This window comes from Paeniglutamicibacter sp. NPDC012692 (assembly GCF_042901625.1).
Taxonomy (GTDB): Bacteria; Actinomycetota; Actinomycetes; order Actinomycetales; family Micrococcaceae; genus Paeniglutamicibacter.
The window spans coordinates 151,938-165,721 of record NZ_JBIBDE010000003.1; the positions used below are offsets into that span (position 1 = coordinate 151,938).

At 63.9% G+C, this 13,784-nt stretch carries 11 protein-coding genes; 9 read left to right on the forward strand and 2 right to left on the reverse strand.

The window, feature by feature from the left end; all coding sequences use genetic code 11:
* The first annotated feature begins 6 nt into the window (after nt 1-6).
* The 9 genes from ACFY5D_RS12810 (at nt 7) to ACFY5D_RS12850 (ending at nt 11,700) form a co-directional block, all read left to right on the forward strand.
* Nucleotides 7-948, forward strand: coding sequence for an ABC transporter permease (locus ACFY5D_RS12810; RefSeq protein ID WP_387530177.1), 942 nt, complete (start codon nt 7-9; stop codon nt 946-948).
* Nucleotides 945-2,816: a dipeptide/oligopeptide/nickel ABC transporter permease/ATP-binding protein gene (locus tag ACFY5D_RS12815; RefSeq protein ID WP_387530180.1), complete on the forward strand. Its 1,872-nt coding sequence runs from the start codon at nt 945-947 to the stop codon at nt 2,814-2,816. The genes ACFY5D_RS12810 and ACFY5D_RS12815 overlap by 4 nt, the downstream gene beginning before the upstream one ends.
* Nucleotides 2,813-3,691, forward strand: coding sequence for an ATP-binding cassette domain-containing protein (locus tag ACFY5D_RS12820; RefSeq protein WP_387530183.1), 879 nt, complete (start codon nt 2,813-2,815; stop codon nt 3,689-3,691). The genes ACFY5D_RS12815 and ACFY5D_RS12820 overlap by 4 nt, the downstream gene beginning before the upstream one ends.
* Before the next feature lie 66 nt (nt 3,692-3,757).
* On the forward strand, nt 3,758-4,648 hold the full coding sequence (locus ACFY5D_RS12825; protein ID WP_387530186.1) for a sugar phosphate isomerase/epimerase family protein: 891 nt from the start codon (nt 3,758-3,760) through the stop codon (nt 4,646-4,648).
* Between the two features lie 25 nt (nt 4,649-4,673).
* Nucleotides 4,674-5,846, forward strand: coding sequence for a Gfo/Idh/MocA family protein (locus ACFY5D_RS12830; protein ID WP_387530188.1), 1,173 nt, complete (start codon nt 4,674-4,676; stop codon nt 5,844-5,846).
* A 291-nt stretch (nt 5,847-6,137) separates the two neighbouring features.
* Nucleotides 6,138-7,961: a beta-glucuronidase gene (uidA, locus tag ACFY5D_RS12835; RefSeq protein ID WP_387530191.1), complete on the forward strand. Its 1,824-nt coding sequence runs from the start codon at nt 6,138-6,140 to the stop codon at nt 7,959-7,961.
* 108 nt (nt 7,962-8,069) lie between these two features.
* Nucleotides 8,070-9,452: a glucuronide transporter gene (gene uidB / locus ACFY5D_RS12840; RefSeq protein WP_387530194.1), complete on the forward strand. Its 1,383-nt coding sequence runs from the start codon at nt 8,070-8,072 to the stop codon at nt 9,450-9,452.
* 322 nt (nt 9,453-9,774) lie between these two features.
* On the forward strand, nt 9,775-10,983 hold the full coding sequence (locus tag ACFY5D_RS12845) for an amidohydrolase family protein (RefSeq protein ID WP_387530195.1): 1,209 nt from the start codon (nt 9,775-9,777) through the stop codon (nt 10,981-10,983).
* Nucleotides 10,984-11,097: 114 nt separating this feature from the next.
* Nucleotides 11,098-11,700, forward strand: coding sequence for a hypothetical protein (locus ACFY5D_RS12850; protein WP_387530197.1), 603 nt, complete (start codon nt 11,098-11,100; stop codon nt 11,698-11,700).
* A gap of 73 nt (nt 11,701-11,773) precedes the next feature.
* Here ACFY5D_RS12850 and ACFY5D_RS12855 read toward each other — a convergent pair whose 3' ends face one another.
* On the reverse strand, nt 11,774-12,568 hold the full coding sequence (locus ACFY5D_RS12855; RefSeq protein ID WP_387531029.1) for an HAD-IIA family hydrolase: 795 nt from the start codon (nt 12,566-12,568) through the stop codon (nt 11,774-11,776).
* Between the two features lie 127 nt (nt 12,569-12,695).
* The gene (locus ACFY5D_RS12860; RefSeq protein ID WP_387530200.1) at nt 12,696-13,703 is read right to left on the reverse strand and encodes a magnesium and cobalt transport protein CorA; all 1,008 of its coding nucleotides are present in this window, start codon (nt 13,701-13,703) and stop codon (nt 12,696-12,698) included.
* Nucleotides 13,704-13,784 lie beyond the last annotated feature (81 nt).

Here is a 13,784-nt window from a genome sequence, read left to right on the forward strand (position 1 = left end):
GCCATCGTGATCACGTTTATTGCCAAACGACTGGGCAGCGGAGCGGTGGTGCTGTTCGCCGTGTCTGTCCTGACATTCGTCCTGCTGTATGTCTCCAGCGGGTCCATCGCCAGAAACATCCTTGGCGATGCGGCCAGTGCCGAGCAGGTGGCGCTCAAGGAGCAGGAGCTCGGACTCGACCAGCCCCTGGTGCTGCGCTACTTCAGCTGGCTGGGGAACGCCCTGCGCGGGGACCTCGGCGCCTCCTGGTTCACTTCGGAGCCCGTGGCCAACTCGTTGGCCACCCGCATCCCGGTCACCATGACCATGGTGTTCTCCGCGATGATCCTCATTGCGATCATCGCGGCCCTGGTCGGGGTGCTGGCCGCGGTGAAGCGGGGCTGGGTCGATAGGTTGGTCCAGGTCGGCGCCGTGATCGGCGATTCGATCCCGGGGTTTGTCATTGGCATTATTCTGGTCACTTTCCTGGCAATCCAGGCGGGGCTCTTTCCGGCCACCAGCACCATCTCTCCCGGATCGGGCCCCGCAGCCTGGGTCTACTCGATGACCCTTCCGGTCATCGCACTGTTGATCAACGGGGTCACCGGCGGCGCGCAGCAGATCCGCAGCGCCGTCATCAAGCAGCTGGAGAAGGACTACGTCCGCACCCTGCGCAGCCGCGGCATCGGTGAGAGGGAAATCCTCTTCAAGCACGTGCTGCGCAGTGCGGCCCCGGCCGGCCTGACAGTTCTGAGCCTGCAGTTGATCGGCATGCTCGGCGGCGTGGTCATCATCGAGCAGATCTTCGCTCTGCCCGGCATGGGCCCGCTCGCGGTCACGGCAACCGGGCAGTCGGACCTGCCCGTGGTGATGGGCGTGGTCATGTACACGGTCGTCGTGGTGATCATCGTGAACCTGCTGGTCGACATCCTCAACGGCTGGCTCAACCCGAAGGTGCGTGTCTCATGAGTGAATCCGTCAAGACCGCGGAGGAACTGGCCCTGGTTGCCCCGGCGGCCCCGGTGGCAGCGGCACCCACGGGCCAAAGCGGCACGGTGGTCCGCTCGACGGTGCTGCGCCGGCTGTTCAAGAACCCGATGGGCATCATCGCCATCGCCATCCTGCTGGCCGTCGTGCTGCTCACGGCACTGGCCCCGATGCTGGCACCGTTCGACCAGAACTACGCCAACATCGCCAAGACGCTGGCCGCACCGGACAGCGTGAACATCATGGGCACCGACAGTGCCGGGCGCGACGTCTGGAGCAGGCTCCTCTTCGGCGGCCAACTCACGCTGCTCTCGGCGCTGCTGTGCGCGGTCGTGGCCATCGCCATCGGCCTGCCCGCGGGCCTGATCGCCGGATACTACGCGGGGCTCTTCGAAAGCGTCTCGAACTGGGTCGTCGGCATCCTGATGAGCCTTCCCGGGCTGATCGTGCTGTTGACCATCCGTGCGGCCTTCGGTCCCTCGGTGTGGGTGGCAATGATCGCCTTCGGCGTGCTGCTCTCCCCGTCCTACTTCCGGCTGACCCGATCCGCCGTGCAGTCGGTGCGCAACGAACTGTACGTTGACGCCGCACGGGTCTCCGGCCTGTCGGACGGCCGCATCATGGCCAGGCACATCTTCTCGGTGGTCCGCGCGCCCATCATCATCCAGACCGCGGCCATTGCGGGTGTCGCCATTGCCATCCAGTCGGCGCTTGAGTTCCTGGGCCTGGGCGATCCGTCGAAGGCCACCTGGGGCGTGATGCTCAGCGAGGGATTCAAGAACGTCTACCTCAAGCCGACCCTGCTGTTCTGGCCGGCCTTCGCCATGGCCCTGACCATCGGCGGACTGGTGCTGCTGGGCAACGCCATCCGTGACGCACTCGAGGACGGCGAGAAGATCAAGGCCCGCCGTGTCCCCAAGGCCCCGAAGCCAGGGCAACCGGGAACCCCGGTGCGCACCAACCGCAAGAACGTTGCGGCGGTGGATGCCGGAACCGAACACCACCTCATCAAGGTCACCAACCTGGGGGTCGGCTACCCGCAGGCCGACGGGTCCGTCAAGAAGGTCGTCGACGACGTCTCCTTCCACGTGGACCGCGGCGAGATCCTGGGCATCGTGGGCGAATCGGGGTCCGGCAAGTCGCAGACCGCGTTCTCCATCCTGGGTCTGCTGCCCGACACCGCGCGGATCGTGGCCGGGTCCATCCAGTTCGACGGCAACTACACCGTTGCCCCGGGGGACGCGACGGTCGACCAGATGCGCCTGACCAAGCTGCGCGGCAAGCGCATCTCCTACATCCCGCAGGAGCCGATGAGCAACCTGGATCCGGCCTTCACCATCGGGTACCAGCTGGTCACCCCGATGGTGCGGATCCTGGGGATATCCAAGGTCGAAGCCAAGAAGCGGGCGCTGAAGCTGTTGCGAGACGTGGGCATCGTCAACCCGGAGCGCACCTTTGCCGCCTATCCGCACGAGGTCTCCGGCGGCATGGCCCAGCGCGTGCTGATCGCCGGAGCCATCAGCTGCGAACCCGACCTGCTGATCGCCGACGAGCCGACCACCGCGTTGGACGTGACGGTGCAGGCCGAGATCCTTGACCTGCTGCGGGAGCTGCGCGACCGGCTGGACATCGGGGTCATCATGGTGACCCACAACTTCGGCGTCGTCGCCGACCTCTGCGACCGTGTCGCGGTCATGCAGAACGGCAGACTCGTCGAGGAGGGCCCGGTGCGGGAGATCCTGCGCACCCCGACGCAGGAGTACACCAAGATCCTGCTGTCTTCGATGCTGGAGAACAAGGAACCGATGAGCATGCTCGTCCCGTCCGCAGAAAAGGTCCCCACGCCATGACCGCAACATCCGAAGCACCACTGCTCAGCGTCCAAGACCTGGTGGTGGAGTACCCAAGCCAGCGTTTCCGGGGCAAGTCCTTCCGCGCGCTGACCGACATCAACATCTCGATCGGCCGCGGTGAAACCCTCGGCCTGGTGGGGGAGTCCGGTTCCGGCAAGACCACCCTGGGCCGTGCCGTGCTGGGGCTTGCCCCGGTCACGGCGGGCAAGATCATGCTGGAGGGCAAGGACATCGGCCATGCCACCCGCAAGGAACGCCGTGCCCTGAGTCGCGACCTCCAAGTCGTCTTCCAGGACCCGTACACCTCGCTGAACCCGGCGCTGGAGATCGGCGACATCCTCTCCGAGCCTCTCAGCGTGCAGGGCATGGAGCCGGCCGCCGCCCGCAAACGCGTGAAGGAGCTGCTGGACCAGGTCAACCTGCCCGCAGACGCCATCCACCGGCTGCCGCGCGAGTTCAGCGGCGGGCAGCGCCAGCGCGTGGCCATCGCCCGCGCCCTGGCTCTCTCGCCCAAGCTGATCGTGTGCGACGAGCCCGTCAGCGCCCTGGACCTCACCACGCAGGCCCGCGTGCTGGATCTGTTCCTGCAGATCCAGAAGGACACCGGTGTCTCCTACCTCTTCGTCTCCCACGACCTTGACGTCGTCCGGCATATCAGCCACCGCGTGGCCGTGATGTACCACGGCGAGATCGTCGAGCAAGGCCCTGCAGACGTGGTGACTCGGACCCCCGAGCACCCGTACACGCAGCGGTTGTTGCTGGCGTCCCCTGTCCCCGATCCGGATCGTCAGGAACAGCGCCGGGCAGATCGCCATCGCCTGCTGGAAACCCATCGGCAACAACACGAGCAGGCCGGGGCGCTCGCCTCCTGAGGCAAGCGAAACCCCCATCGAACACCGGACCCGGCCCGGGTCCAACAACCAACGGAGGAACACCCAATGGCCACAATCGGCGTACAGGCAATGATGCTCAAGGACAGCTTCGCTGAGGTCGGGGCGTTCGAGACGCTGCGCAAGGTCAGCGACATCGGCTACAACGCCGTCGAAATCTCGCAGATCCCGATGACCGCGGAAAACGTTGCCGAGCTGGATCGCTCGCGCAGCGAACTGGGTATGGACATCGCGGCGCTCTCGGTCGCGATGGAAACCCCGAAGGGCATGCCGGGGGACTCGCTGGCCGCGAACTTCGACAAGATTGTCGATGACGCCAAGCGCCTGGACGCCAAGTTGCTGCGCATCGGCATGCTGCCCTTCGGCGCCATGTCCTCGATCGATGCGGTGGTGGAATTCGCCAAGACCGCCAACGGCTACGCCGAGCGTCTCGCTGAGCAGGGGTTGAAGCTCTACTACCACAACCACCACATCGAGTTCGCGAAGTTCGAGGGCAAGCACATGCTCGACATCATCGCCGAGAACTCCCAGGCCATGGGCATGGAAATCGACGTGCACTGGGTCCAGCGCGGCGGCCTGGATCCTGTCCGCACCCTGGAAAAGTACGCGGGCAAGACCGCCATGGTGCACCTGAAGGACTACCGCATCGGCCAGATGCCGGCTTCGGCCATGGGCCTGCTGGAGGCCGGTGACTTCCCCGGCTTCATGGCCGAGTTCAAGAACGTCGTCCAGTTCGCCGAGGTCGGCGAGGGCAACCTCGACTTCGCCTCGATCATTCCGACGGCCATTGCCTCCGGCGCCGAATACCTGCTGGTGGAGCAGGACGAACTCTATGGCCGCACGGTCTGGGAAGCCCTGCAGACCTCCCACGACAACCTCACAAGCCTCGGCTTCGGCGAGCTCTTCGCCGCCGAAAACTCCTCGACCATTTCCGCCTAACCGGCAACGTAAGGAAGATACACGAATGTCTGAAAACAAGACCATCCGCCTGGGAATCATCGGCCTCGGCGCCCAGGGCGGCATGTACGCCAAGTTCATTGCCGACGGCATGGTGCCGTCCATGAGCATCGGCTCGATCGCCGACGTCGACCCGGCCCGCCGGGCGTTCGCCGCCGAGACCTATCCCGGCACCCCGGTGTTCGAGACCCACGAGGAAATGCTCGCCAGCGGCACCGTCGATGCAGTCGTCACCTGCGTTCCGCACTACCTGCACCCGCAGATGGGCATCGACGCCATCAACGCGGGCGTCAACGTCATGGTCGAGAAGCCCGCAGGCGTCTACACCGGCCAGGTCAACGAGCTGCTGGAGGTTGCCGCGGCAAATCCGCAGGTCGCATTCGCCATCATGTTCAACCAGCGCAACAACCCGCTGTACCAGCGTCTGAAGGAGATCGTGGAGAACGGCGAGATCGGTGCGATCCGCCGCTCCAACTGGATCATCACCACTTGGTGGCGTCCGCAGGGCTACTACAACCAGTCGGAATGGCGCGCGACCTGGGGCGGGGAAGGTGGCGGCGTGCTGGTCAACCAGGCACCGCACCAGCTGGACCTGTGGCAGTGGATCTGCGGCGTGCCGAAGTCCGTATACGCCAAGGTTTCCTACGGTTTCCGCCGCGACATCGCCGTCGAGGACGAGGTCACGGCCGTGGCCGACTTCGGCGACGGCGTCACCGGAACCTTCATCACCGCGACCCACGACCTCACCGGCACCGACCGCTTCGAGATCCTGGGCGACCAAGGCAAGATCGTTGTCGAAGACAGCAAGACCGCGACCGTCACGCGCCTGAAGAAGCCCGAGCGCGAGCTGAGCGACTCCATGGGCATGGAGGACGTGTTCAAGCTTTTCACGGGCAGCCTGAACCCTGAGGACTACTACGAGAAGGAAACCATCGAGTTCCCCTCGGAATGGGGCACCCAGCACGCGGGCGTACTGGAAAACTTCGCCCAGCACATCCTCAACGGCACCGAACTGCTGGCGCCCGGTGCCGACGGCATCAACGGGGTGCGCCTGGCCAACGCCATCCACCTCTCCAGCTGGACGGGGGCCGAGGTCGGACTCGACTTCGATGAAGACCAGTTCCTGGCCGAACTGAACTCCCGGATCGTCACCGAGGGCAAGTTCGAAGCCCGGGTCTAGTGTTCCGCGCTTCACGCCGGCACCCTTGGGGGTGCCGGCGTGAAGCATTTAACGGCCGTCCCCGGTGCCGGGGACCCGGAATCGTTGCCTTGACTGGGCAACAAGCGCCGACCGCCCGTCCCCGCATCCATGGCTGCCGATGAGGGTGTAACGGGCCGTGTGACGAATAGTTGCGGGGGGCCAGTGCAACATATGGCAATTGATTGCTACTGCATCTGCGCATTCCTAGACTCAATCCCATGCTCGGTGTAGCCCAGCTCACTTTCTCCCCTCAATTGCAAGGAAGCAACGATGCTTAAGCCGCAGAATTCCCCGACCCGCGAATTGGTCAACCTGGATGGCCTCTACGCCTTCCGGGTCGACCACGAGGGTAGCGGCCATGCAGAGAAGTGGTTCGCTGCCCGACTTTCCAACGACCTGGAAATGGGTGTTCCGGGAAGCTACAACGACGTGTTCACCGAACCGGAAATCCGCGACCACGTGGGCTGGGTTTGGTACCAGCGAGAGGTCCGCGTGCCCCGCGGGTTCGCCGGCGAACGTGTCCACCTGCGCCTTGACTCGGCCACCCATGAGGGCAACGTCTACGTCAACGACACCTTGGTCGCCACCCACGTTGGCGGCTACATGCCGTTCGGCGCCGACATCACCGACCTGGTGAGCGCGGGCGAAACCTTCCGCCTGACCATCGCCGTCAACAACACGCTCACCCACGCGACGATTCCCCCGGGCAAGGTCGAGGCCGGCGCCAACGGGCGAGACAAGCAGACGTACCTGCACGACTTCTACAACTACGCCGGCCTGCACCGCAGCCTGTGGCTGTACTCGACCCCCGCGACCACCCTCGACGACCTCACCATCGTGACCGACTTCGCCGGCGCCACCGGAACCGTCGACTACACCCTCGAGCTGGCCGGTGCCACCGGCACCGAAGAGGTAAGCATCAAGGTCCTGGACGTCGACGGCAACGAGGTTGCCGCGGGCACCGGCCGCTCCGGTCGCCTGGACATCCCGGAAGTCACACTGTGGAAGCCCGGTGCCGGTTACCTGTACCGATTCCTGGTGGAGATCCACCGTGAGGGCGTACTCGTCGACTCCTACACGGAGAACTTCGGCGTGCGCACCGTCGCCGTGGACGGCAACCGCTTCCTGATCAACGGGGAACCGTTCAAGTTCACCGGGTTCGGCATGCATGAGGACCACATCACCATCGGCAAGGCCCACAACAACACCATGATGGTCGCCGACTTCAACTTGCTGGCCTGGACCGGGGCCAACTCCTTCCGCACCTCGCACTACCCCTACGCCGAAGAGGTCATGGACTACGCCGACCGCCACGGACTGGTGGTCATCAACGAGACCGCGGCCGTGGGACTGAATAACATGTTCGGCGCGGTCTTTGGCTCCGGACCCACCAAGACCTACGCCGAGGGTGCGGTCGATGAGGCCACCGCGGCCAACCACCGCCAGGCCATCGAGGAACTGATCCGCCGCGACAAGAACCGCCCGTCGGTGGCCATCTGGTCGATCGCCAACGAACCCAACGCGCAGGAGGAGGGCGCCCGCGCCTACTTCGAGCCGCTGGCGACGCTGGCCCGCGAGCTGGACCCGACCCGCCCCATCGGCTACGTCAACGTCATGTTCGATACCCCCGACAAGAGCACCATCGACGACCTCTTCGACGTGCTCATGCTCAACCGCTACTACGGCTGGTACCTGCAGACCGGTGACCTTGCGGCCGCCGAACAGGCGCTCGAGGCTGAATTGCTTGCCTGGGAAGCCAAGCACGGCAAGCCGATGATCATGACCGAATACGGTGCGGACACCATGGCGGGAAACCACTCCCTGAGTTCCGCGCCGTGGAGCGAGGAATACCAGTCCGATTTCCTGAAGATGTACCACCGGGTCTTTGACCGGGTGGAATCCATGGTCGGGGAACACGTCTGGAACTTTGCGGACTTCCAGACCTCGGTGGGCATCATGCGCGTGGACGGCAACAAGAAGGGCGTCTTCACCCGCGACCGCAAGCCGAAGGCGGCCGCCTTCGTCCTGCGTGAGCGCTGGAGCAAGAATGCGCGAGCACTGGATCGAGAGCTGGCCCAGTCGCTGCGGGCATAGCCCGTCGCAAGGAACTTCACGGAGTACTGCCCACCTCTTGTTGGCGAGCGCTCCCATCACCGAGCAGGCGTGCGCCCTGCGGCACACGCAAACGGCTTAGGAGCCATCATGAAACCACTGAAGAAAATCAGCATCGTCGGTTACGGTGCCGGCGACGCCGCCAACAATCTGGCCTTCACCACGGCAACCATGTTCCTGTTGGTGTATTACACGGACGTGGCGGGCATTTCGGCCGCCGCGGCCGGGACCTTGCTGCTGGTCGTGAGGATCTTTGACGCGTTCGCCGACGTCTTTGCCGGCCGCATGGTCGACAAGACCTACTCCAAGCGCTGGGGCAAGTTCCGCCCGTTCATCATGATTGGTTCGCTGCCGCTTCTGCTCTTGACCTTCGCGGTCTTCCACGTGCCGGGCGGCTGGAGCGCCAACGCAACGCTGATCTACGCATACCTTTCCTACGCGGCCCTGGGATTGGCCTATTCCCTGGTGAACATCCCCTACGGATCGCTGGCCGGTGCCATGACCCAGGATCCAACGGAGCGCGCGAAGCTTGGCAGCGCGCGCACCATCGGCGCCTTTCTGATCGGTGCCGTCCTGGGCATGGTGGTGGCCCCGATGCTGAAGAACGACACGGACCTCCAGCCGATCTTCACGACCCTGACGGTGGTGTTCCTTGTGGCGGGCTTCGCCCTGTACATGTTCTGCGCCTTCACCGCCAAGGAACAGGTCCAGCGCGACGTGGCCCAGGTTTCGCTGAAGCAGAGCATTGCCACGCTCAAGGGAAATGTTCCGCTGTTGATGCTCTGCATCAGCTCGCTGGTCCTGCTCGCCGGCTCGATGACCCTGAGCACGGTTCAGCTGTACTACTTCCGCGATGTCATGGGCAACGTCGGGCTCTACGCCGCGGCTTCCGGCATCCAGCTGCTGCTGGCCTTGGTGCTCAGCGCATTGATGCCGCGACTGGTGCGCCGGATCGGCAAGCGCACCGTGTACATGGCGTTCGGTGGCGTGATGATGCTCGGCGGTTTGGTCGTGCTTCTGGCCCCCGCCGGCGCAGGCATGCTGGCGGTGGTTGGCGTCAGCATCGTGAACCTCGGCCTGTCGGGTGTCAGCATCGTGATTTGGGCGCTTGAGGCCGACACCGTCGAGTACGGCGAATGGAAAACCGGCATCCGCACCGAGGGCATCGTTTACGCCTTGTTCTCCTTCACCCGCAAGGCCGGCCAGGCACTCGGCGGCGCGTTGGCTGCCTACGCCCTGGCGTGGGGCGGCTACAACGGAGCCGCGGCCGTCCAGTCGGACCAAGCGATCCTGGGAATCCAGATCGCCGCCGGTGCCATCCCGCTGGTCATGTCGGGCCTCGCGGTCCTGGTGATATCCCGCTACAAGCTCACCGACGCGGTTCACGCCAGCATCGTCTACGACATCCGCGAACGGCGTGCGGCGGCCGTCGCGGCCAAGGTTGCTCCGGCCAACGAGGATTGCCCCGCCTAAAAACGCCCATGGCTCGCCGGGCAAGGACATTCGGCGAGCCTGTCACCGAAGTACGACGTGTGTTGGTCTCTCGCTATGGGGGCGAAGAGACCAACATGCGTTTTTCGTTTTTAACGACTGACGCGGGGAGCCCCGGCAAGCAGGAGACCCTTCTTCGAGCATTGTCTTAGGCCATGTCAGCATGGAAGAGTTGGGAAACAATACGCGACAAGGGAGTGCGATCACGCACCCGCGCGTGCTCCATGGCATCGTCCATCGAGGGGGCTGCGGTGTCTGTTCGCCACCAAACATCGGGTTTGCTGACGAGACAAGGGAATGCACAGTGCTAATCACCAACGTACGGCCATGGGGCCAGGCCCCGGTGGACATCCGGATTACCGACGGCCTCATCAGCCGCATCACTCCACATGTTCCGGCGCTCGCCGTAAACGGAGACGTCGATGGCCGTGGACGCCTGGGGCTGCCTTCGTTCTCCGATGTTCACGTCCACCTTGATTCCACCCGGATCGGGCTGCCGTTCCGGGAACACACCGGGGCGCCGGGCGTTTGGGGCATGATGCTCAACGACCGCAACAACTGGCGGGACGCCGAAACCCCGTTGCCGGAACGCGTGGCGGGGACGCTGGAGCGCATGATTGCCCACGGCACCACGCGGGTGCGCAGCTACGCCCAGATCGACGCCGACTGCAAGCTTGAGAAGTTCGAGGCGGTGTTGGCAGCCAAGGAAAAGTTCGCCGGAAGTGCCGACGTCCAGATCATGGCCTTCCCGCAGGCCGGGTTGCTGCTCGAACCCGGCGCGGTCCAGTACCTGGAAGAGTCCCTGAAGCTGGGTGCCACCGTCATGGGCGGTATCGATCCGTGCCAGCTGGACCGGGACCCGGTCAGGCACCTGGACATCGTGTTCGGGCTGGCCGAAAAATACCAGGCGGATATCGACATCCACCTGCACGAGCCCGGCCACCTGGCGCACTTCAGCACCGAACTGATCATGGAACGCACCCGGGCCCTGGGCATGGAGGGGCGGGTCACGCTCTCGCACGCCTACGAGCTGGGCAACGTCTCCGACGCCGCGACCGACCGGGTCATGGAGGGGATGAGCGCACTGGACATTTCGTGGGCAACGGTCGCCCCGGCGACCTCCGGGAAGCAGTTCAACCTGGCCGCCATGACCAGGGCGGGCATCCGCGTGGGGCTGGGCGAGGACGGCCAGCGCGACTACTGGAGCCCCTACGGGGATTGCGACCTGCTCTCGCGCACCTGGCAGCTGGCCTTCACCCACGGGCTGCGGCAGGACGAACTGATCGAACACGCCGCGGCCATTGCGACCTGGGGCGGCGCCACGATCATGGACCGCGCCCTGGTCCGACTTGAATCAACAGCCGATAGGCCGGGATTCCGTGTGGGGGACCGCGCTGACTTGGTGCTGCTGGCGGGTGAGACCGTGACCAGCGCGGTGATGGACCGCGGGAACGACCGCACCGTCATCCACGACGGCCGCGTGGTTGCGGACCAGCTGGAACTGGTGAGTTGAGGCAGGCCCAGGAACGTCATCGAGAGCGCCGACACAACCCGGTCACATGGCGCAGAGGGAAGCCTGCGATGATAGCTTGTAATTTCGCTATCAATTATTCGAAATGGGAGAACCTTGAAGACTTCATGGGGGCGCGGCCTGGCCGCACTAATCGCAGCTTCATCACTCGTGCTGGTCGGCAGCGTCGCCGCAACCGCTTCGCCACAGCCGACAGCCGTAGCCACCGTGGCGGTCAGCGCCGCGACGAAGGTGGTGGGACCGGTCACGATCAAGACGATCCCGAACAAGTCCGTTAAGACCGGCGCCAAGGCAACCATCAAGCCGGTAGTCAAGAAGAAGCGGAGCACCAAGATCACCTCCCAGGTGCTCACGGTCAAGCAAGGCAAGAAGACTATTGCCAAGAACAAGAAGTCGGTTGCGTTGAAGGCCGGCAAATACAAGGTCACCACGACCGTCAAGTACACGGTGCCCGGAAGCAAGGCCACCAAGACCTCGGTAAAGAGCCAGGACTTGCTAGTCAAGACCAAGAAGAAGCCCAGCTGGGTCTACAGCGACTCGAACTGGAACTGCCCCGCGGGCTATCCGATCAAGGGCAACGCCAGCAGCATGATCTACCACGTGCCGAGCGGCGCCTTCTACGACCGGACAAACCCGGAAGAGTGCTTTGCAAGCAGGTCGGCAGCCGAGGCCAGGGGTTACCGCGCATCCATGCGCTAAGAAGGAAATGAGTGGAGGGCCGGGGAATTCCCGGCCCTCCACTCATTTGGTAATTGAATCCGAGGGGACTTCCCTAGTCTTCGTTGGAACCCGCGACGATCCCGGAACCGTCTTCGTTGGTGCCCTGGATCAGCTCGGCGTGGATTTCGGCCACGGACGGGTATTCCAGGTCCGCGCGGAACGGGAATGACGCAACGTCTTCCGGCTGGGTGATTCCGGTGTGCACCAAAACGGTCAGAAGGCCGGCCTCCATGCCCGCGATGATGTCGGTGTCCATGCGGTCGCCGATCATGGCGGTGGTTTCCGAATGCGCATCGATGCGGTTCAACGCCGAGCGGAACATCATCGGGTTGGGCTTGCCCACCACGTAGGGAACGCGCGAGGTCGCCTGCGTAATCAGCGCCGCCACGGCACCGGTGGCCGGCAGCAATCCTTCGGGGGACGGCCCCGTGGCGTCCGGGTTGGTCGTGATGAACCGGGCCCCGTCGCTGATCAGGCGAATCGCCTTGGTGATCGCTTCGAAGGAGTAGGTGCGGGTTTCACCCAGCACCACGTAATCGGGTTCCTGATCGGTCAGGATGAAGCCCGCATCATGCAGCGCGGTGGTCAGTCCGGCCTCGCCGATCACGAAGGCCCGGCCTCCCGGACGCTGGCGGCGCAGGAATTCCGCGGTCGCCATGGCAGAGGTCCAGATGTTCTTCTCCGGAACGTCCAGCCCCGAAGACAGCAGCCGCGCTCGAAGGTCGCGCGGGGTGTAGATCGAGTTGTTGGTCAGGACCAGGAATCGCTTGCCGGTGGCGACCCAATGCCCGATCATTTTGGCGGCTCCCGGGATGGCCTGGTTTTCGTGCACCAGCACCCCATCCATATCCGTGAGCCAGCAGTTGATGTCATTCACGGTGCGTGGTTCATGCGTTGGCACTTTAGGGGTCCTTTCGGGGAATACCTGAGGTGATAAGTCTTTCAGGTTCAAACGGCGTGGTGAAGCGGATACGTCACAACCAGTTGTTTTTCTTGAAAACAACGAACAGGCTCACGCTTAACGCCACCATGAGGCCCAAAGCGGCGGGATAACCCCACAGGACGTGCAATTCAGGCATATGGCTGAAGTTCATCCCGTAAATGCTGCCAATCAAACTCGGTGCGAACAGGATCGCGGCCCAGGACGATATTTTTTTCATTTGTTCGTTCTGAGTTACCCCTGCTTCCGTGGCCCGCTGGGAAGCGAGTGTGGAGGAAAGTGAGAGCGCGTTGGCCAGCAGGGCCCTGAAGGATGCGACGCGTTCGGCCAAACGAATGGCGTGGTCCTGCACATCGATGAATTTCCTGTCCAGTTCCAAGGCATCCTCGGGTTCAATGTCCGTGAGCTTGATGTCCTTGCGCAGACGCTCGATCACCGAATCGAGCGGGGCGACTGCCCGCTGGAACTCAATGACTTCACGGGAAAGTTCGTAGATGCGCCGGGAAACGTTGTCCTCGCCGGAAAACAACTGTTCCTCGATCTCGTCGATGTCAAGGCTCAGGCCCGCGGCAACGGGTTCATACTCATCGACCACCTGGTCGATCACCGCGTAGAGGACGGCTTCGGGCCCCATGGCCAGGAGCTCCCGTTCCTCTTCCATTCGTTTGCGGACCTCCCCGATCTTGGGTGACTCGGCGTGCCTGACGGTCACGACGAAATCGGCCCCGACGTATACGTGAAGCTCCCCGAATTCCACCTTTTCAACGTCGTCGAGATAGCGTGCGGGACGCAACACGACGAAGAGGTGGTCGCCGTAGTGGTCAAGCTTCGGACGTTGGTGTCCGGCGAGGGTGTCCTCGACGGCAAGTTCATGGAGGCCCAGCTCTTCTGCGACCTCGTGCATTTCCTGGGCGTTCGGCCGGTACAGGCCGAGCCATCCCATTCCGCCGGTTTCCTTCATCGATTCGAAGGTTGAGCTCAAGTCCGGTGGATGGATGACCCGTTTCCCCTTCACGTAGATCGCGTTGTCGATGATGGGCATGGATCCTCCGGGTGCCGTGGCCGGGCGGGTGTCCGGCGCAATTTTGGTGCTGTCGTCAGTTTGCCACCACGGGATGGAAAA

Excerpts from the sequence above, each read along its gene's own strand:
- ACFY5D_RS12860 (WP_387530200.1), bottom strand. The coding sequence starts at position 13,703 with ATGCCCATCATCGACAACGCGATCTACGTGAAGGGGAAACGGGTCATC.
- uidB (WP_387530194.1), top strand. The coding sequence starts at position 8,070 with ATGAAACCACTGAAGAAAATCAGCATCGTCGGTTACGGTGCCGGCGAC.
- ACFY5D_RS12825 (WP_387530186.1), top strand. The coding sequence starts at position 3,758 with ATGGCCACAATCGGCGTACAGGCAATGATGCTCAAGGACAGCTTCGCT.
- uidA (WP_387530191.1), top strand. The coding sequence starts at position 6,138 with ATGCTTAAGCCGCAGAATTCCCCGACCCGCGAATTGGTCAACCTGGAT.
- ACFY5D_RS12815 (WP_387530180.1), top strand. The coding sequence starts at position 945 with ATGAGTGAATCCGTCAAGACCGCGGAGGAACTGGCCCTGGTTGCCCCG.
- ACFY5D_RS12820 (WP_387530183.1), top strand. The coding sequence starts at position 2,813 with ATGACCGCAACATCCGAAGCACCACTGCTCAGCGTCCAAGACCTGGTG.
- ACFY5D_RS12855 (WP_387531029.1), bottom strand. The coding sequence starts at position 12,568 with ATGGATGGGGTGCTGGTGCACGAAAACCAGGCCATCCCGGGAGCCGCC.
- ACFY5D_RS12830 (WP_387530188.1), top strand. The coding sequence starts at position 4,674 with ATGTCTGAAAACAAGACCATCCGCCTGGGAATCATCGGCCTCGGCGCC.